The organism is Natronobiforma cellulositropha, assembly GCF_025629245.1.
GTDB classification, from domain to species: Archaea; Halobacteriota; Halobacteria; order Halobacteriales; family Natrialbaceae; genus Natronobiforma; species Natronobiforma cellulositropha.
In genome coordinates, this window is record NZ_JANZXN010000009.1 from 95,167 (window position 1) to 116,013 (window position 20,847).

Consider the following 20,847-nt stretch of genomic DNA (forward strand, 5'->3'; position numbering starts at 1 on the left):
GGGACGGGAGTCTATGAGCTGCCGGTCCACTGGCCGATTCTGAAGATCACGAACTCCGCGGGTTTCACCGGGGAGATACCGATCTCGACGATCAGCCGGCCGTTGTCGATGTCGTCCTGTGTCATCGTCGAGCGATCACACTTGACGTAGAACGCCTCGTCGGGCGTCGTTCCCATGAGCGCGCCGTCGCGCCAGGTCGTCGTCAGGAACTTCTCGACCGTCTGGCTCACGCGAGCCCAGAGGTCCTGATCGTTCGGCTCGAAGACGACCCACTGGGTGCCGTTGTCGATCGACTGTTTGACGTAGAGGAACAGTCGGCGGACGTTGATGTACTTCCAGCTCGGGTCGCTCGAGGTGGTCCGTGCGCCCCAGACGCGGATGCCACGGCCCTGGAACTTACGGATGCAGTTGACGCCCTTCGGGTTGAGGATGTCCTGTTCGGCTTTCGTGATGTTGACCTGCAGGCCCTGTGCGCCGCGGATGACCTCGTTCGCCGGGGCCTTGTGGACGCCGGTCTGGGTGTCGCTGCGCGCGTAGATGCCGGCGATGTGGCCGCCTGGCGGGACGAGTTCCTTGACGCCCGTACCGGGATCGATCACTTCGATCCACGGGTAGTAGTACGCCGCGTACGTCGAGTCGACCGGCGTCTCCATGTCGGAGATGGCACCGGGATTCTGTGGCGCCTGGAGTACGGCGAAGCGCTCGCCCATGTTCTCACAGTGGGTGACGAGCGCGTCGGTGAGTCCGGGCACGTCGTTCTCGTCGGGCGCACAGACGATCGAGATGTTGTCGATCTGCTCGAACGCCGAGAGACCGGTTCGTGCGCCCGGCGTGTCGTCGCCGACGTAGTCGCCGACGGTGACCTCGTCGCCGCTGCCGTCGGTGCGCGCGTCGTCGCTGTCGCGCAGCTCCTTGAGCTCCTTTTTCAGGTCCGCCTTCTTCTGGTTCGTGTCGACGCCGAGCGGCTTGGCGACGTCCTTCAGGTCGGACTTGGTCATGTCGTCGAGCTTGTCGTCGTCGGGAACCGGCGAGTCGTCGGATTTCGACCCCGACTTCGACTTCGATCCCGACTTCGACTTCGACCCGCTCGAGGAACTCGAACTCGAGGACGAACTCGAGCCTGCGTCCGCAGCCGTGGCACCGCCGTCGGTGCTCACGGAGCCGCCGTTGTCGAGGTCGAGCCAGACGGTCTGGTTCTCGGGTCGTCCCTCACCGAGTCGCTCGACTTCGATGAGCGTCGAGGATCCCTCGAGGACCTTCTCGTAGTACTGGGTCGAGCCCTGGTCTCCGCTGACCTCGTCGAAGCGTTCCTGCGCGTCGGGCGACGGGTCGGGTTCGTCCGAACCCGGGTCGCTGACTTCGCTCTTGTCGGTCGACCAGTACCGGACGACGATGTTGAAGATGCTGTTCTCGTCGCTGGACATCGGTGCGTCCCTGACCGTCACGGAGATCGAGTTGCCCCAGTCTCCGGGTCCGACGGCGCGGACGCCCAGCACGTCGTTGCCGTCACCGTCGGTGAGCGTCGCCTTCGCGGCGTTCTGGGGGTCGTCGTCCGTAATTCTGGCGACGAAACACCGCGTTCCACCGTTGCTGAAGAAGCCGTTGACGGCGTGCGCGAGGAACGAGTCGTCGATAAATCCACCGTAGTTGCGCTTGAAATCACCGAAGCTGGTGACGAGCTGGGGCTTGAGCGGACCGCGCTCAGTCTGCCCGAGGAAGCCTGCAGTGCTCGTACTCACACCTTCGACGGATTTCTCCGCGCTCTCGGTTTCTTCGACGTACACGCCAGGGGCGAGGTACTCAGCCATTTTGGACCACACTCTGATCTGTCATACTAAGTCACTTTCTGTTGCGGACCAATGATATATAATTCCATCGACGCCGATCCGAAAAGTCGCCACCACCGGTCGCTCACCATGACACATGTGGACATGGTAATTGCCGAACGGTGTCGTAACCGTCCCCACGAACGGTACAATCTTAACCATTGGGTGACCATGTCGGATCGATGTCGACTGTAACCGACCACCACGTCGGGGGTGCTCTCGAACTCGAGACCACCGACGGGCACTCGCTGGGTGACCGCTCACCCGCATGCGGAGGGCGGTGATGGCAGGCTACTCTGCAATCGCCGACGCGAGCGAGACGCTGCTGGACGTCCTCAGAGACCGCATCGCCGCTCGAGACGACGCGGTCGGAATCGACCGCAACGAGATCGTCCTCGCCTCGCCCGACGACGTCGACGCCGAATCCGACGTCAGACTCTCGCTGTACCTCTACAAGATCGGAAAGAGCACGCACGCGAGCAGCGTCAGCCGTCGGCGGACCGGCGACGGCACCATGGAGAACCCGTCGCTGTCACTCGACCTCCACTACATGCTGACGGCGTACCCCTCGAAGGGGCGTGCCGACGACACGGCCACGGTCCAGGACCAGCACAGCGTGATCGGTCTCGCGATGCAGGTGCTCCACGACACGTCGATCATCGAGAGCGACGACCTCAAGGGTTCGCTCCGCGGGGAGGACCCGCTTCACCTCTCGATGAACCCGGACGGCGGCGAGGAACTCGAGACGCTGTGGAACACGTTCACCGAGGCGTCGTTCCAGCCCTCCGTCCTCTACGAGGTGAGTCCCGTGGCGATCGACTCGACCATCGAAGAGCCGTTCACGGAGGTCACAGAGCGCGACATCGACGTCGACCGGCTTCCCGACGACCCGGCCTGACTCCGTCTGCGCCCGCTCGAGCGCTGGCGTGGTACGGTGACCCATCCCTTCACGCCCGACCATAATTATTAAGCCCTGTTCTTGGCAATCCATATCAAGGAGATCACAGATTACAATCATGCTTTTCAATGGTGGCCACGGAAGCGGGTGGGACCGGTCGAGTAGCACCCGGCACGACGGGACGAACGAGCACACAGAAACGGCTAGCCCGCCGACGCACCGACTATGAGCCTGGTATCTACCATCGTCGGATTCTTCGCCACGATACTGGGACTCATCCTCGCGCTCTTCGCCGCGTTCGGCAGGGGGATCAGACGCCTGGTCGCGAAGATCGATGCGTTCGTTCCCTTCGGTCAGCTCTCGGGAAAGATCCTCGCCGTCGTCGTCGGACTCTTAGTCAGCGGGTTCATCGGCGGCATCATCACGCTGATCGGCATCGGCGTCGACAGTGAGACCGTCGTCGAAGTCGGCGGCTACACGACGGTCATCGCCGGGAGCGCAGCGCTCATCGCGGGCGCGCTGTTCTTGCTCACGTGGCCGCTCGACCAGCGGGGACTGATCGAGGCAGCCATCGTCAAGACCGGTATCCGCCAGCGAAGCCGGACCTCGACGGGGGTCATCGTCGCTCTCCTCGGTCTCGTCCTCGCACTGGGTATCGCGTACCTGCTCGGCTACCTGGTCGCGGCGATCACCGGCGCGTCGACCGCGCTGATGGATCTGAACCGTCGCCTCGTCGGGACGACGTTCGTCGTCGTCTGGGTCGCGTCCTCACTCGCCCTGTTCTTCGCGTTCCAGAAGAAGAACCGGTCGTACATCCGGACCGACCTCTCGATCCTCGAGATTCACACCCACGAACCCGAACTCGAGGGTGCGACCGACGGCGGCGACCCCGACGACGACGGTGGCGTCCGCGAACTCGTCGTCCGAAACGACAGCGACGACCTCGTCGACCTCTGGAAGGCGCGTATCGAGGACACCGACCAGGAGTTCTACCGACTCGAGATCGACATGCAGCTGCGACCGGGCGAGATCGGCACCCTCGAACTCCCGCCGGGATTCTCCCTCGAGACGGCGACCTACGAGCTTCCGCTCGGACTCGACCTCTTCTACGACGACACCAGGTCCGTCTCGATCTACGCCCGTTCGGGAGACACCTTCGTCCTCGAGTGGGACGGCTCGAGCGACGTCGGCGAGACCGCCTCGGCGCGCTCTAACTGAGCGTCCGCGCCGACACCGGTTGCTGCCACCGTCCAGCAGTCAGTCCCTTCTCCGTTGCTGCCACACACGCCCGACCTCTGGCTGGCTGTGATACACACGGAAGCCGACGACGAGAGATGCTGTGTTCACTCACAATTTCCGTCACTTCGCCACACCGTTCCGCTTCGTCTCCTGTCTCACCCCTCGAGTGAACCCGCACTCGCCCGCGTTCGTGGCCGGCCCGATGCGCTCGTCGGTTGCCGAGCAGTCGGCGACTCCCGGCCCGGATCGCTGTCGCGTCCCGTAGCGAGTAGGCCACCCGTAGCTAGCTCTCCGGTCGGTGACCGCGACCGAGACGACACGCCGTCGCCCACGGAGACGGACGCCGCACCCACCGGGGCGTGCAGGCCTGGGCCCACCGGCAGCGTTCTCGTTGCTATCAGACGACGATGAATGTCTCGAAATAGAATAGTTCTGCCGTTTCCACCACTCGCTCGTCCGCCGAATCCGGTGGCCAGCCGAACCCGCCGGCGAACACTCGAGAACAGCCCACTACGCCCGTCGCCGCCACGGCCCGACGGCGTCAGGGACTCGGATCGGTTACGACGACGGTCACGTCGTCGTCCGCTAGCTCGGCGGCGAACGCCGCCGGGTCGGCTTCGATCGCTTCGAACGTGTCGTAGTGGATCGGTATCACGAGTTCGGGCTCGAGGCTGCGTGCGAACGCGGCGGCCCCGTGGCGGTCCATCGTGTACTGGCCGCCGATCGGCGGTAAGAACACGTCGGCCGAGAGCGACCCGTGGTGGGGCAGGAAGTCGGTGTCGGCGGGGAAGGCGATGGTCGTCTCGCCGACCGTCAGCACGAAGCCGATGCCGTCGCGCTCCCCGTGGAACGGCCGGCCGTGGTCGTCGACGTGGTTGCCGTTCGGGTCGTTGTACGCCGGGATTGCCCGGACGTAGACGCCGCCGACGACGGTGACGCCGTCGTAGGGGAGCGAGACGACCTCTCTGTCCATCGAGAGCGCGCTCGTGTCGACGCCCTCGTAGATGCCGACCATCGTCTCGGGTCCGGAGACCGCCTCGACCGCCGCCGGATCGTAGTGGTCGCGGTCGTCGTGCGAGACGAGAACGACGTCGGCGGTGACGGGGTTCTCGTCGAGTGCCGTCCCCCACGGATCGAGGTAGATCACGGTGCCGTCTGCGGCCTCGATACGGACGCTCGCGTGTCCGAGCCACTCGAGCCTGACGTCGTCGTGGACGATCACGTGTTCGTCGAGCGCGAGCGTCAGCGCCCGGTCGTCGTCGAGGTCGACCGCGTCTCCGGCTACCGTCTTTCCGTGTGTACTCGAGATGGCGTACGTTCCCGCTTCGAGGTTCTCGAACGTCACCGTCCCGTCCTCGTCGGTCTCGCCGTGGTAGCCCGGATCCGACTCGTCCGCGATGCCGACGGCGTCGAGCGTCGCTGGCTCGTCCTCGCCGCGTTCTTCGGCTGCCATCCTGGCGTCCCACCGGGCGCGTCTGACCGCTTCAATCTCGTCGGCGACCGCCTGCGCCGCCAGGCTCGCGTGGCCGACGAGCGTCGCCGACACCGCCGTCGTGTCGAGCGCCGGCTCGCGGCCGAAGTCCTCGGTGCCGTGGCGCAGCGCCCACTGCGTCCGTGCGCCCGTCCGGCTGCGCGCTCGGCCGTCCTCGAGTCGCTCGAGGTGGACGCTCGCCCCACCGAGGCGCTCGCCGTCCTGGTTCTCGACGGTGACCGCGAGCGTTCGCCCGGGCACGTCCTCGACGACTTCGAACTCGTCGCCCGGATCGAGCCCGGAGACGAACCGCCCGAGGGCGACCATCGAGACGAGGAAGACGGCGAACAGGTACCAGAACTCCGTCGGGAGGCTGTCGTCGATCACGGTCACCGTTCCGGCGAGCGCTTCGTTGACCGCCAGGTCGACCGATCCCTCGTCCTCGAGCGTCGTCTCGAACGTCACCGTCTCTTCGGTCCCCGGCGAGAGGACGACCGATTCGGTCTCGACGGCGGTCCCACCGAGGCGCAACTCGCCGGTGAAGTTCCCCTCGAGCGACCCGACGTTCGTGACGAGCGCCGACACCGTGATCGTATCTCCGAGGTGGTATTCCCCGTCGGGGAACTCGACCTCTCCGATCTCGAAGATGGGGGCGTTCGCGCCGATGGCGAACGCCGAGAGACCGGGCGACTCGGATTCGAACCAGTAGCTCCGTGCGTCCTCGCCGACGAACTCGGTCTGGAGCTCGGTCCAGCCCTCGTCTTCGAGCCGGTACAGCGAGACGTGCTCGGGACCGGTTCCGGCTTCCTCGAGCACCTCCCGCTCGACGGCGTACTCGACGGTCGCTCCCTCGGCGAGCGCCGGATCGAACGCGTACTCGAGGACGAGATAGCCGAGGTCGAGCGAGCGGGTCTCCGCCTGGAAGCTCTCGACCCACCGGTTCGTCTCCTCGTCGCCGCCCGCCTCGAGCAGCGCGTCTGCGCTCTCGTAGCCGCTGACGCCGATATCGAGCGCCTCGACGTCTTCGTTGAGGGTGATGCTCAGCGCGCGGACGCTCGAGCGCTCGAGTTCGCTGAGCACCGCCAGCGGGTGCTGCTCGCTCGGGTCGATCCGGACTGCCTCACCGGCGCTGGCGTTGCGGACCGATATCGCGGATCGGTCGGGAGTCTCGAGACCGATGTCGACGCTGGATTCGTCGACGTCGGGTGGTGTCGGTGCTGTCTCCTCCGGCGTTTCGGGTTCCGGCTCTAGCGGTGGCATCGGCATGACTGGCGCGCCACCGCCTCCCGACTCGATCGAGACAATTCCAACCTGGCCACTCGCTCCGTTGTGGTCGCCTTCGTTGATCGCCCGCTCGAGCGTCACAGTGTACTCGCCGCTACTGCCACCGACGTACGTCGCCGTGTAGGTTCGAGTGTCCCACTCCCACTCGTCGACCGTCGCGGTGAAGTTCGCTTCGGTGAGCGTTGCGTTCTCGGCACCGCTGACGATCGCTTCGATCTCGGTGAGGGATTCGTCCGAGCGGAACGAGATGGTGACGTTCTGTGCATCGGGGTTAGCCACCTCGTAGGCGGTGATGACGGGTAACTCCGGGTCGACGACTACGGTCTCCGTGTGCTGGCTCGGGATGGCACCGTCTGCGTCGTCTCCATCTATCGCCTGAACGAGTGTGAACACGTACGCTCTCTCGCCGTCTGCGTCGTCGTTCTCTGTGTCGTATACGACGCTGTACTCGTACCGGCCACCGATTTCGGTCTCGCTGAACGACGCATCGTCCTCGTCGACACTGCCGATCGTCTCGCCGTCGCGTTGGACTGCAACTTCGATTTCCTCGAGCCGCCACTCCGACGTGAACGAGATCGCGACGTACGGATCGGCGATGTTCTCGGCGACGAAGTCACTGATCTCCGGCGGTTCGGTTCCGAGATCGATCTCTCGTGACTGATCGAACGCGCCGTCGTTTCCATCCGCGTCTTCGGCGTGTCTGAGTGTGACGTTGTACTCCGCTTCGTGACCGTCGATTGCCTTCGTGTACAGGTACGTACCGTCTCCGTTGTCTCGCTCGTGGAAGTCCGTGAGCGTCCGCTCGTCGCTCCCGTCGTCCGCTTCGATGTCGACGACGATTTGCTCGAGCGGTCTGTCCGACTGGAACGAGATGTTGATCTGCTGTAAGACCGGATTCGTCACCTCGAACGACGAAATCGCTGGCAGGGAATCGTCCAGTATGACCGTCGAACTGTTCGATTCTGCCCCATCTTCGGACTCTGGACCGGCGACCGCTTCCTCCAGAGTGACGTTGTACCGCCCCTCCTCGTCGCCGTCGAACGTCGTCGTGTAGACGTAGTTGTCACCGAGTCTGGTCTCTGAGAACTCGGTCAGGTTCTGCGTTGGCTCGTCCGAGGGCACCGTTCCATTGAGATAGTGCGTTCGTGTGACCGACGCAGTAATATTCTCGAGTGGGAGGCTCGACTGGAACGAGACGGCGACCGTCCGGTTGATCGTGTTCTCGGCGGTGAACTCCGTTATTTCCGGCTTGGTGTTGATTTCGAGAAACTTTTGACCGGTTACGTTCCCGACGGCTGCCTCGATGAGCACTTCCCCAGATAGCACTCCATCGACACGCCCACCGCCGTACTCGTCGATCGTCACGTTCTCGGGAGGGCTCGCACTGTATCTCGCCGTCTCCGTTGCTGTGGTAGATATCCCATCTCTGAGTGTCACCTCGACGGTGGCGTTGGTTGACGACCCGGGGAGGATCACCTGGTCTTCGAACTCGACGGTGACGTCTTCGACTTCGTCGGCGAGTCTGGGCTCCTCATCGTCGAAAGCTGCCCAGGTCCCCTCGAAATCGAGTCCCAGGCCGAGGGCGCTCGAACCGGTCACCTCGTCCGTCGTCGTCGCGTTGCTGTCGGACGAGATATCGGTTGCAATCTCTTCGTTCCAGTAGGAATTTCGGAGGGTTTTCGGGTCGCCCCCGACCAGCCCACCGGCCTGGCTGCCCGAGACCGATGCCGAAACGTACGACTGTTCGATCGTTCCGTCGTTTACGCCAGCGATTCCGCCAGCCGTCCGTCCATTAGTGTTTTCGTTGGATGGGCCGACGCTGCCACTGACTCCGACGGCGTAGATGGTCCCGTGGTTCTTGCCGGCGATCCCGCCGACTGTGTCCGGCCCGTCGATACTCGCATCGGCCAGCCTGACGTTCTCTACCGTTCCGCCACTGCCGATCACGCCGAACAGGCCGACGTACTCGTCGTCACGGTCGATCACCAGGCCGTCGATCACGGACCCGTTCCCGTCGAACGTCCCGGTGAACGCTCGGCCCTCGTTTCCGATCGGCTCGAACCCGCTGCCGTCCCAGTCTGCAGTCGCCGAGGCGTCGATGTCGTTCTGCAGTTCGTAGTGTTTATCCGGGGCCAGCAGCACTTCCTGGAGGTCTCGCGCGCTCGTAATCCGGTACGGGTCGTCCGCCTCGCCCGTCCCCTCGAGTGCGCTCTGGTGTGAGAGCGCGGGATAGCCATCGGTCGGAATCCACGACTCGTAGAACGAGAGGTTCATCGACTCGACGACCGCGCTGCCGGTCATCTCGTCGGTACTCAGCGGTGTTTCGCCATCATCCGACTCGTCGAAACCGGAGACATCCTTGTCCCAGTAAGCGGTTGTAATGTCTTCGAAGTTATCGCCAGCGATCCCGCCGATATTGTTGCCTCCTTCGGCGGTGACCGTCCCTGCAGCGTACACCTCCTCCACTGTACCGAGGTTCTCCCCAGCAACGCCGCCAACCCAGTTCGCCCCACTCACGTTCACTTGTGCATAGGACATCTCGAGTGTGCCACCTTCTTCTTGTTTTCCGATAATGCCACCAACGACGTTGTTATTCCCACTCACGTCCCCAGAGGTCCCAACGAGACGTATGTCGCCGTGCGATTCGCCCGCAATCGCACCCACCTGACTACTACCGCTGACGTTCACGTTCTCGAGTACGAGGCTCTCGACAGAAGCGTGCTCACCGACCACGCCGAACAGACCCACGTTCTGTGTGGTATTTCGATCAATCGTCAAGTTCGAGATTACGTGTCCGTTCCCTTCGATTGCTCCCTCGAACGGAACGCTCTCGTTGCCAACCGGCTCGAACCCGTCGCCGTCGTTCCACAGTGCCGTTTCACTCGCGTCGATGTCTTCGACGACGGTGTAGTGGGCACTCAGATTACTGGCGACTCCCTGGAGTTCGTAGACGTTGCTGATTTCGAAGGGCGCGTCGCTCGTTCCGTCTCCGTCGAATTCCGGTGCGAGGCTGAAGTCTACTTCTGTGGACCCATCGACCGCAACCGGCTTGTGGTCGACGAGCGTCGTTCCTTCGGTAGCAGTCCGTGTCGCCGTCAGGTTGTACTCGACACCGTCGATGAGCTGTAACGCATACTGGCCGCTTGAGTCGGTTTCTGTCGAAAGTGTGCCGACATCCGTCGAAACGCTCCCGTCCCTAGGTGTTGCCTCGACCTCGACTCCTGCTGGCGTCTCGCCTGCGAGTTCGTCGGTAACTACGCCGGTGACAGACTGTAATCCGTAAACTTCTACCTCGAACGTCTCGCTGTCGTCGTCGGTAGCGACCTCCACGTCGTACGTGCCACTCTCGAGTGCGTCATCGACTGTCCAAGTGAGCGTGATGTTCTCACGTTTCTCATCGGGTCCTAGATTAAGATTCTCGGCGGCAACGATTTGCAACCCGCCTTCGCCGTCAGGGAATTTTAGCTCGACATCCTTCTCGTCTCGGTCAGCGACGGTGTTGTTAACAGTTACCGTCACGCTGAACTCGTCTCCGACGCGAATGTTCTCGGCAAACGCAGTAACTTTCACCTCGAACTCGGCCGGATCCAGAACCGTAATCTCGACACTGTCATCGAAGTATTCGAACTCATCAGCGGCAGTGACGGTGAGGCTTCCTGCCGTCGTCGAATTGATTCGCTTTGTCTCCTCGTCGACCGAAACTTCTGCACCACTATCGATCGGCGACGTGGTAAACACCGCAGTCTTCGTCGCCTCGACTGTGTTTCCATCGACCAGCGTGACGGTAACCGTTGGATCTGCTCCACCGCCGTCAGGTAACTGGTCCGGCTTGACCGAGAGGTTGTACTCCGCCACTCGCCACCGATGGACTGGATAGCTATCGGTCGCGAGCCACTCGCCGTCGTCGTACGTGAGGTTGAGGCTCTGGGAAGCAACACCTGTCAGTTCGGAAGTACTCAAACCGATTGCGTTACTGGTTCCGTCCGTATCGACACCGGTCGAGTCCGTGTCCCAGTATCCTACACCAATGGTATTTCCTGACGACGTCGTTCTCCCGGCCAATCCACCGACATGGATACTCTCGTTCTCGATCGTCCCCACTGCAACTACCTCGTCAAGGTCCGCGTCGTTGAACCCAACTAGACCGCCAACCTCGTTGACGCCACTGACTGCTGCGTACGACGCTGACGTACCCACACTGCCTCGATTGTTTCCGGCCAGTCCACCAATACGTTCGTTGCCGAGCACAGATCCGTCCACCCAAGAGCGTTCGACTCCACCCTCGAGGCGGCCGACCAGCCCACCGACTTCGTCCCCACCGGTGACCGAGACGTTCGCCAGCCCAACTCGTTCGACCGTCCCGTCGCCTCCAACCTCGCCGAACAGACCCACACGGTCTTGCCCAGTTCGGTCGACCGTCAGGCTCGAGATCACATGACCGTTCCCGTCGAAATGGCCAGTGAACGGGTCGTCTTCGCTACCGATCGGTTCGAACCCGGCACCGCCGTTCCAGGTGGCCGTCTCGCTCGCATTGAGTGTGTTCCGGAGTTCGTAATGGGCACTGCGGTTCCGATCGATCCACTGGAGTTCACCGACCGTCGTGATCTGGAACGGCTCGTCTGCGGTCCCGTTTCCATCGAGTTCCGGAGTCAACTCGAGTTCGATGTCGTCCTTGTCGCCATCGACGACCAGCGTCTCGGTGGCGATGATCGTCGTGTTCTCGGACACTTTCGTCGCCCGTAGTTCGTACGCTTGGCCGCTGACCAGCCGCAACGCGAACTCGCCAGCCTGGTTCGTCAGAGTCTCGTTGGTCCCGGCGTTGGCGACCTCTCCTTCTGGGTGAGCCGCAACCGGTACGTTGGCCGCTGGCGTGTCTCCCCCGTCCAGTCCGTCGATAACCGTTCCGGCAATATCATTGAGTGCGATTACCTCAACCGTCGTACTCTCGTTGACTTCCTGTCCGTGGCGGGTACTCGAAATCTCGAGGGTCGTGTTCCCCTCGAGACTCGAAGAGATGAGGTCGGTGAACGTGACCGTCTCGATTGCGTTACTTCCTAACTCGATCGAAGTACTGTTCTGGACGACTCCGTCGATCCGGAGCGTGACGTTCTGGGTCGAGGTTGCGGGCCCGTCGTTGCTGATCGTGGTACTCACCGTCAGGAGTTCGTCGTGACCGATGATAGCGGGACTGTCGATAGCACCGACCTCGATGTTAGTTCCGTCCTCGACCGTGAGGGTAAACACCTGCCAGTCGTCCTCACTCGAGATGTTCATCTCGTGTGGCCCGAGCGGGTGGTCGTCGGGGACCGTGACCTCGAAAGTAACTTCCACAGTCGCGTTGTCGCCGGAGAGAGTCCGCTCGATGGTGTCTTCTTCTATCTCGAGGTCGCCTTCTGCTTCGAGCGTGATGTTTTTCGTCGCGTTCGCTGGACCGGTGTTGGTGACGTTGGTGGTGACCTCGAACGACTCACCCTGTCTGCTGGTCTTGTTATCGACCGGCTCAAACTGGAAGTCGGAGCCGTCTTCGACGGTAAGGGTAAACACCTGTGAATCATCCTCGCTCGAAATGTTCACCTCCAGTGTCCCAGTGGGGTGATCATCCGGGATTTCGAGTGTGTAGCTCACCTGTGCAGAGCCGTTGTTTCCGAAGAGGGTCTGCTCGATGGTTTCTTCCCCTACAATATTGAGGTCACCTTCTGCTTCGAGCGTGATGTTTTTCGTCGCGTTCGCCGGACCGGTGTTGGTGACGTTGGTGGTGACCTCGAACGATTCGCCCTGTCTGCTGGTCTTGTTCTCAATCGGATCTATTTGGAACGATGACCCCTCCGAAATCTCGACAGTAAATGTCTGCGAAGTGCCGTGACTGGCACTATTAACAAGTATCTCCTTCTGTTCGGTCTCTGCATCGTCCGGTACTAAATACTTGAAAGACAGTCTTTCCGTACTACCTTTGTTTACTGTGACGTTTTCTTTAACCACTTCGCCGTCACCGTCTGTCGCGATCGTCGTTGCATCGAGCCAGATATCATCTGTTCCGCTTGCAGTCCCCGTATTCGTCACATTCGCAATCACGGTGAGTGTCTCACCCTGCATAACCGAGTCGTTAGAGGCGTTCTCGTCGATCTCGAGGTCGAAACTCGAGCCGTCCTCGACGCTCACGTTCCTCGTCGCGGTCTCGTTCGCACTCGAGACGCTGATCGGCGTCTCACCGATGGACGTGTTCGATGGGACGTTGTAGACGAACTCGAGCATCTCGGCGTCGTCGGCCGCTCCGTCGGGGTCGAGGGTAACGGACCTCGAGCCGACGGTCTCACCGTCGAAACTGAAGTCGATCGACTGGGTGCCTTCGACCTCGCCGCGGTTTTCGATGGTCGCGAAGACGGTGAGTTCCTGGCCCTGTTTCACCGACTCATTTGTCCCCTCGTCGATCGTCACCGAGAAGTTCGCTGGACGGAGCACTCTCGCCTCCGTCGTCTCCTCGTCTCCATCGGCTTCGACCACGATGTCGACCGGCCCGGGTTCGAGAGATTCCGTCTCGAGTACGACTGTCGTCGAGACCGTTTCACTTCCTGGCACCGTCACCGATTCCGTGTTCTCGACGCTCTCGACGGTCGCGGTGACGTCGGCTGTCGCGTTAACGTCACCGTCGTTCGTAATTCCGACCTGTACCTCGAGTGGCTCACCCTGTGTGACGTTGTCGGTCCCGACGGAGGTGATTGAGAGGTTCGCTGGCTCGAGCACCTGAACGGTCGCACTCGCGTCTGTATCCTCGCTCGAGAGGAGCACGGTCACGTTGTCTCCACTGTGTTCGTCCGTCTCGTCCCAGGTGAGTTCGACCGTCTGATCGGCATTACCATCGAGAGTGCTATTCGTCGTATCGACCTCCTCGCCGTCGACCTCGAGGGTCACCGCCTGCCTGTCGCCGTCGGCGGTTCCGGTGTTGTTGATCAGCGCCTCGACGGTGAGTGACTCGCCGCCGACGACGGTGTCGTTGACGGTGAGATCCTCGACCGCGTAGAACGCACTGCTGTGGATGGTAGCGTTCGTGGTTTTCGTCTCTCCATCGACATCGACCTCCACGGTTACCTCACCCGGTTCGATACCAGTTGTCTCGAGGTCGATCGATGCCGTCTTCGTTTCGCTCGGCTCGAGGTCGACCTCCTCCGTATTCTCGTTGTCTCCGAGAGTGGCGTTGATGCGCGCCGTGCCGTTGACATCACCGGTGTTCGTGACCGTGGCGTTCACCGTCAACGTCTCCCCCTGTGTGACGTTGTCGGCCTCGAGCGCGTCGATCTCGTAGCTGGCTTCCGTCAACACGGTCGCCGTCTCGGTCGCGCTGTCGTCCTCACTCGAGACGGTCACGTTGAAACTACCAGCCTCGGCGTTCTCGAGTGTCAACTCGGTCGTTGTGTTGTCCTCACCATCGAGGGTGATGTCTGTATCGTCGACTTCCGCACCCGTATCGTCTCGCGTGAGAGTCACCGTCTGGGTCGCCGTCTCGTCGCCGACGTTCTCCACGAAGGCGGTCACGACGAGGTCCTCACCCTCGACCGGTTCGTTCACGTCGTCAATCGAGACCATGAACTCGGCTTCGGCGTTCACCTCGACCGGGGCTGAGTCGTCGTCGTCACCGGTCGTCAGACCGACCTCGAGCGTGCCACGGTCGCTCTCGCTCGTCTCGTAGGTGAGCGTGCCGGAAGTCGTCTCGCTCTGATTGAGGAAGACGTCCGTGTCGCTCGACTTCACCTCGCCGTCGACGGTGAGGTGGATGTCTCGCGTGCTATTTTCCGTCCCGGTATTGTTGATCTCGTAGGAGACGGTGATCGTCTCGCCGACGAGGACGCTCTCGTCGACGTCGAAGTCGGTAATCGAGAAGTTCGCGTCGTCGCTGTCGGCCAGTACGCCGACGGGTCCGCCGAGGACGAGTCCGCCGAGGAGGACGACCGACAGCGCGAGGACGAGCGTCAGTGCACTCGAGAACGACCGGCGGTCGGCGGCGGCGCTACCGAGCGAGAATATACGTGAACTCGGGTCGCCGGCGGTGTGTGTGCGGTGCTCGAGACGTGTGTGCCCGTCCGTACTCATCCTTGTCGCTCCGCGCTCGCGTGCCGTCGCTCCTGCCCGCTCTCAGTTCTCGGTGACGTCCCCCGTTCGTTCGTGTACGCCGCTCCGGTATTCCGCCGGACAGCAGCTACCACTCGCGGCGGTCTGACGGCGTGGCCGATGACGTTTTCCCCCCCAGACGAGACTCGGTTCGTCCGGTCGACGACAGCAATCATACACTCTATCTGCAGTGAGGTTACAATAATCTAACTAACTCTTCTCGCCCGTGCAGAAAACCCTTCGAACCGGAACACCGCCCGCCGGTTCACGCACAGTTTAAGGCTCCCGGTGCTGAGCGAACATCCATGATGGCGACGACGCACGTGTTCGCCGCGCTGGCAGTCGTCACTCCGGCCGCCGTCGTCGTCCCGGAACTCGCCCCCGCCCTCGCCGCCGGTGCGCTCGTCGGTGGCCTGGCACCCGACCTCGACCTCGTCCTCGAGCACCGCCGAACGCTCCACTTCCCGCTCCTCGGTGGCCCGCTCGCGCTGTTCGCGGCCGCCCTCGCCGTCGTCACTCCCTCGAGCGCGACCGCCTTCCTCGCTGCCGTCGCTCTCGCCGCGTGGCTCCACGCGATGAGCGACGCCCTCGGCGGTGGTCCCGAGATGGACCCCTGGAGCGCCACCTCCGAGCGCGCGGTCTACGACCACCTGCGCGGCCGCTGGCTCCGCCCGCGTCGGTGGATCAGATACGACGGCTCACCCGAAGACGCCGCCCTCGCCGTCTCACTGGCCGTCCCCGCCGTCGTCGTCTTCGACGGCTGGGTGCGCGCCGTCGTCGTCGCCGGCGTCGCCGTCTCGCTCTGTTACGCGCTCGTCCGCCGGCGCATCGTCGAGTGGACGCCCGAGTGGCTCGAGTGACGAGTCGCAACGCTGATGGCGGGTCTCTGTGACTCCTCGGTATGGTCGACATTCTCGTCTCCCGTATCGTCCACCTGGTGTTCGCCGCCCTCTGGGCGGGCAGCGTCTGTTACGTCGCGTTCGTCGTCCTCCCGCTCGCCAGAGACGGCGCGTTCAACACGACGAAACCGCTCGAGGTGATGTCCGGGAAACTGACCACCCTCTCGCGGGCGAGCGCGGTCGTCTTGTTCCTCTCGGGCGGCCACCTGGCGGGAACCACCTACACCGTCGGCGACGGGGCTGGCCCGGGGCTGTTCACCTCGACGAACGGCCAGCTCGTGCTGGCGATGGTCGCCCTCTGGCTCGCCCTCGCCGTCCTCGTCGAGGTCGGCTCGAAACGTCTCCGGACGGGTCTCGACGGGAAGAAACTCCGTGAACCCGCCCACGAGGCGCTGCCGGTCTTTCGTGCGGCTGGCGTCGTCGCCATCGGCCTGCTCGTCGTCGCGGGCACGATCAGCGGCGGACTCGTCCGCTTCGTCTGACCGCGTCTGTAATTATCAACTCTGAATATTTCTACGAAAGATACTTAGCCGGTTGCTGTAAGGTGATGCATGATGATCAGGGGCAGAGACGTTGCCTTGCCACTGCTCGCGGTCGGCACGGCCGTCGTCGCAGGGTACGTCCTCCAGAGCGAGCGAGCGCGGGACGTCAGCGCCCGAACCAGAGCCGACATCGGCGCACGAGTCGTCGACGCGAGCGACATTCCTACCGACGCGACCGTCGTCGACGTCTCGAGTCGCCGCCTGCGCGAACTGCCCGGCGTCCGACGCGCACTCGAGCGGGCGGTCCACGTCGACGCACGTGACGAGTGGGCCAACGTCACGCTCGAGCGCACGGGTGCGTGGGACGTCGTCGACGCGCTCCGGCGGTCGTTGCCGTACTACGACGCCGACGGTACCGGCTACAACGGCGTCTACGTCCGCTACGGCGACCGGTTCGTCGTCCTCGACGCCATCGGCTGGGCGCGCGTCGAGGGACCGATCCAGTAACTTCACTGACTTTTATTTTCGCGAGAAAGTCTGTTCGGCCACAACATTCATCCGTTCGTTACTCGCCTATCACCCTAGCGTGCCGTCTCCACCGCCCCGAGTCGCCGTCTTCGACCCACAGCACTCACACCTGGGTCTCGAGTCCGTCGCCGTCGACCGGGTCCGCTCGGTACTCGATACCGTCGGTCTCGTCGCCGCGGGTGTCGACTGCGTCGTCGTCGAGGGAACGGACGGCCAGCAGGCGCTGGCGGCCATTTCGGCCGTCCGCTCGTTCGACGAGCAGGTGCCGGTCGTGCTCACGACCGACCAACCCGACGGAGTGCTCGCCGCCGACGCAACCCGGGCGGGCGCCACCGAGTACGTCGTTCGTGGACGCTCCGACGGTCCCTCACTTTCCGCTCGCGTCGCCCGACTCACCGTCCCGCGTGCGCTCGTCGCGCTCGAGTCGGGTGCCGACTCCGGTCCCGACTCGCGCTCACCCGGCGGTGGAGAGGTTCGATACGCCGTTCCCGAGACGGAGGAGTCGTCGGCCGCCGACGCCTCCCGTTTCGAACGGGATGCCCTCGAGCGCGTCCTCGCTCGGATCGACGACGCGTTCTTCGCGCTCGACGAGGAGTGGCGATTCACCTACGTCAACGACCGGGCGCTCGCGCTCGTCGACGGCCAGGAGCGGGACCTCCTCGGTGTGTCCATCTGGGAGGCGTTTCCCGACGCCGTCGGTACGGCGTTCGAGACGCAGTATCGACGCGCGATGGACACTCAGGAGCGCGTCACCTTCGAGGCGTACTCCTCGCCGCTGTCGGCCTGGTTCGAGGTGTCTGCGTACCCCTCGGAGACCGGTCTCTCGGTCGCCTTCTCCGACGTGACCGACCGAAAACGCGCCGAAGACGAGCGCCGCGAGCGCGAGGCGAAGTTCCGCCAGTTCACCGAACACCTCACCGAGGTCGTCTGGATGAGTTCGGTCGACATCGACGAGATTCACTACGTCAACCCCGCCTACGAACGGATCTGGGGGCGCTCTCGCGAGTCGATCTACGACGACCCGCTCTCGTTTCTCGACGGCATTCACCCCGACGACCGCGACCGCGTCGTCGAGACGATTCCCCAGCGCGCCCGCGGGGAGTACGACGAGGAGTTTCGCGTCGTGCGCCCCGACGGGACGACTCGCTGGGTGCGCGACCGCGCCTACCCGATCACCGACGAGGAGGGAACGGTCACCAGAGTCGTCGGCATCGCCGAGGACGTCACCGAGCGAAAACGCCTGCGCAGCGAACTCGAGACCTCGTTCAGCCGGATCACCGACGCCTTCTACTCGCTGGACGACCGCTGGCGGTTCACCTACCTCAACCCGCGTGCGGCCGAACTGATGGGCGTCGACGCCGACGAGGTCGTCGGCGAGTGCCTCTGGGAGCGCTTCGAGTGGGCGATCGACCCGGCGTTCGAGGCGGCGTTCCGCCACGCGATGGCCCAGCAGGCCGTGACCACGTTCGAACACTACGTCGACCAGCCACTCGACGCCTGGTTCGAGATCAACGCCTACCCCTCCGAGACCGGTCTCTCGGTCTACTTCCGGGACGTCACCCAGCGACGGGAGCGCGAAGAGACCACCACCCAACTGCTCGAGACGACGCCCGCGCTCTTCGCCTGTGAGAACCGCTACGACGTCGCCGCGGTCGTCGTCGAAGCAGCGACGGAACTGTTCGGCTACGACGCCGTCTCGGTCCGCCTCCACGACGAGGAGACGGATACACTCGTCCTCGACGCGGCGACGCAATCGTGTCCCGAACTGACGGGTGGCGCACCCCCCGTCGTCGTCGGTGAGGGCTACGCTGGCCGGGCGTTCGCCGACGGCGAACCGATCGTCGTCGACGACCTCGAACCGGACGCACTCATCGCCAGATACGGTCTCCGAAGCGCGATGTACGTCCCGCTCGCCGACGCGGGCGTCCTGACAGTTGGCTCACCACAGCCGGGGGCGTTCGACGAGGGCGACCTCCAGTTCGTTCGCCTGCTCACCACCAGCGCCGCCGCCGCCCTCGACGCCGCCGCCCGCCGCGAGTCCCTCCTCCGATACGAACAGGTGCTCGAGACCGTCGAGGGGATGGTCTACGCCCTCGACGAGGCGGCGCGGTTCACCCTCGTCACCGAACCGTTCGCGGCCAGACTCGGCTACGAACGCGAGGACCTCCTCGGCGAACACGTCTCGCTCGTCGTCGACGACCGCGACAGAGAGCGCGCCACCGACCACGTCGAGCGGCTACTCGCCGACCCGGTACGGGAACGGGCGCCGCTCGAGGGAACGCTTCACACCGCCGACGGCGACGAGTTCCCCGTCGAGGTCGACATCTCGTTACTGTCATCGGACGACTCGTTCCGTGGCACCGTCGGCGCCGTCCGTGACATCACCGAGCGCAAAGAGCGCGAGCGGTACCTCCAGGTGCTCAACCGCGTCCTCAGACACAACCTCCGAAACGACCTCACGGTCGTCATGGGCTATGCCGACCAGCTCGAGTCCGCCGTCGACGACCCGACGCTCCGACGCGCAGCGGCCACACTCCGCGAGACCGCGACCGACCTCGCCGACCTGAGCGAGGACGCCAAACGCCTCGAACAGACGCTCAGACGCGAGCGCGTCGGCCGCTCGAGCATCCCGCTATCGGGACTCGTCGCACGCGTCCTCGAAGACGCACCCGAGTCGTGGACCGACGCCGCCATCGAGGTCGACGTTCCCGACGACCTGGTCGTCAGGGCCGGTGACCGCCTCTCGGTCGTCCTCTCTCACCTCGTCGACAACGCCGTCGAGCACGCCCGCAACGGCTCACCGACCGTCCGCGTCAGCGCGCGAGCCAGCGGGGACGCCGTCACCGTCGCGGTCGACGACGACGGACCCGGCATCCCCGACCACGAACGCGAGGTCGTCACCGGCGAGCGGGACATCACGCAACTCTCACACGGTAGCGGTCTCGGTCTCTGGCTCGTCTACTGGACCGTCGACGCCTACGACGGCGAGATTACCTTCGAGCGCTCACCACTCGGCGGGACGCGCGTCACCATCTCCCTCGAGCGGGCACCCACCCTCCAGGAGTGACGAGTGTCGCGGCTCCTGGCAGGTGTCCACCTCCCCGCTGTCCGTCCGGCCACCGCCTCGAGCGAACCGCAACCACTACCACGACCCTGCTCACATCCACACGCATGCAACTGGGCGTAATCGGACTCGGACGCATGGGACAGATCGTGGCGGGGCGCTCGCTCGAGGCGGGCCACGACGTCGTCGCCTTCGACCTCGACGAGGCGGCCGTCGCCACCGCGGCGGACGCTGGCGCACAGCCAGCCGACTCGATCGCCGACCTCGTCGACCGCCTCGGCGAGGAGAGACGCCTCTGGCTCATGGTCCCCGCCGGCGCGGCCGTCGACGCCACGCTCGAGGAACTCGAGACCCACCTCGAGGCGGAGGATATCGTCGTCGACGGTGGCAACTCCCACTTCGAGGAGACGCTCCGGCGCGCGGAAGCCTGTCCGGCGGCCTACCTCGACTGTGGCACCTCCGGCGGTCCCGCCAGCGCCGAGGAGGGCTTCTCGCTCATGATCGGCGGGCCCGAGTGGGCCTACGACGAACTCACGCCGGTGTTCGACGCGGTCGCGACCGGTCCCGACGGCCACGCGCGGATGGGTCCCGAAGGCTCCGGCCACTACGTGAAGATGGTCCACAACGGCATCGAGTACGCGCTCATGCAGGCCTACGGCGAGGGCTTCGAGCTGCTCTACGAGGGCCGCTACGACCTCGACCTGGAAGCCGTCGCGGGCGTCTGGAACAACGGCGCGGTGATCCGCTCGTGGCTGCTCGAGCTGTGTGAGGAGGCGTTCCGCGAGGAAGGCACCGACTTAGGCGACGTCGCCGACCGGGTCGAGGGTGGCTCGACCGGCACCTGGACCGTCCAGGAGGGACTCGAACAGGACGTCCCGCTGCCGCTGATCTACACCGCCCTCGCCGAGCGCTTCGGCTCGCGCGCCGACGAGCGCTTCTCGAGACGCCTCGCCAACCGGGTGCGCTACGGCTTCGGCCGCCACCACGTCCCCCGGAAGGAGTGACACCGCGCGCTTCGCTCACACCCGGTCTGCCGTTTCCGCTCGAGTCACC

9 protein-coding genes are annotated in these 20,847 nt (G+C 64.1%); 7 read left to right on the top strand and 2 right to left on the bottom strand.

Annotation, left to right across the window (positions count from 1 at the left end; all coding sequences use genetic code 11):
* Positions 1-11: 11 nt before the first annotated feature.
* Entirely contained in the window at positions 12-1,808 is a 1,797-nt protein-coding gene (locus tag N0B15_RS04660; protein ID WP_263018320.1) for a phage tail sheath family protein, read from the bottom strand.
* Between the two features lie 301 nt (positions 1,809-2,109).
* On the opposite strand from N0B15_RS04660, the gene N0B15_RS04665 reads away from it, so the two are divergent.
* Together N0B15_RS04665 and N0B15_RS04670 are read left to right on the top strand one after the other, a co-directional pair.
* On the top strand, positions 2,110-2,724 hold the full coding sequence (locus N0B15_RS04665; protein ID WP_263018322.1) for a Pvc16 family protein: 615 nt from the start codon (positions 2,110-2,112) through the stop codon (positions 2,722-2,724).
* 225 nt (positions 2,725-2,949) lie between these two features.
* Positions 2,950-3,942 carry a hypothetical protein gene (locus tag N0B15_RS04670; RefSeq protein ID WP_263018323.1) on the top strand — a complete coding sequence of 331 codons (993 nt, stop codon included), beginning with the start codon at positions 2,950-2,952 and terminating at the stop codon, positions 3,940-3,942.
* A gap of 562 nt (positions 3,943-4,504) precedes the next feature.
* Here the strand turns inward: N0B15_RS04670 and N0B15_RS04675 are convergent.
* The gene (locus N0B15_RS04675; RefSeq protein WP_263018338.1) at positions 4,505-14,803 is read right to left on the bottom strand and encodes a CARDB domain-containing protein; all 10,299 of its coding nucleotides are present in this window, start codon (positions 14,801-14,803) and stop codon (positions 4,505-4,507) included.
* Positions 14,804-15,126: 323 nt separating this feature from the next.
* On the opposite strand from N0B15_RS04675, the gene N0B15_RS04680 reads away from it, so the two are divergent.
* The 5 genes from N0B15_RS04680 (at position 15,127) to gnd (ending at position 20,798) form a co-directional block, all read left to right on the top strand.
* A complete protein-coding gene (locus tag N0B15_RS04680; RefSeq protein WP_263018324.1) occupies positions 15,127-15,681 on the top strand; it encodes a metal-dependent hydrolase in 555 nt (184 codons plus the stop codon).
* A 41-nt stretch (positions 15,682-15,722) separates the two neighbouring features.
* Positions 15,723-16,202: a copper resistance protein CopD gene (locus N0B15_RS04685; protein ID WP_263018325.1), complete on the top strand. Its 480-nt coding sequence runs from the start codon at positions 15,723-15,725 to the stop codon at positions 16,200-16,202.
* Between the two features lie 72 nt (positions 16,203-16,274).
* Positions 16,275-16,709: a hypothetical protein gene (locus N0B15_RS04690; protein ID WP_263018337.1), complete on the top strand. Its 435-nt coding sequence runs from the start codon at positions 16,275-16,277 to the stop codon at positions 16,707-16,709.
* A 79-nt stretch (positions 16,710-16,788) separates the two neighbouring features.
* Positions 16,789-19,797, top strand: coding sequence for a PAS domain S-box protein (locus N0B15_RS04695; protein WP_263018326.1), 3,009 nt, complete (start codon positions 16,789-16,791; stop codon positions 19,795-19,797).
* Between the two features lie 104 nt (positions 19,798-19,901).
* A complete protein-coding gene (gene gnd / locus N0B15_RS04700) occupies positions 19,902-20,798 on the top strand; it encodes a phosphogluconate dehydrogenase (NAD(+)-dependent, decarboxylating) (protein WP_263018327.1) in 897 nt (298 codons plus the stop codon).
* Positions 20,799-20,847: the final 49 nt, after the last annotated feature.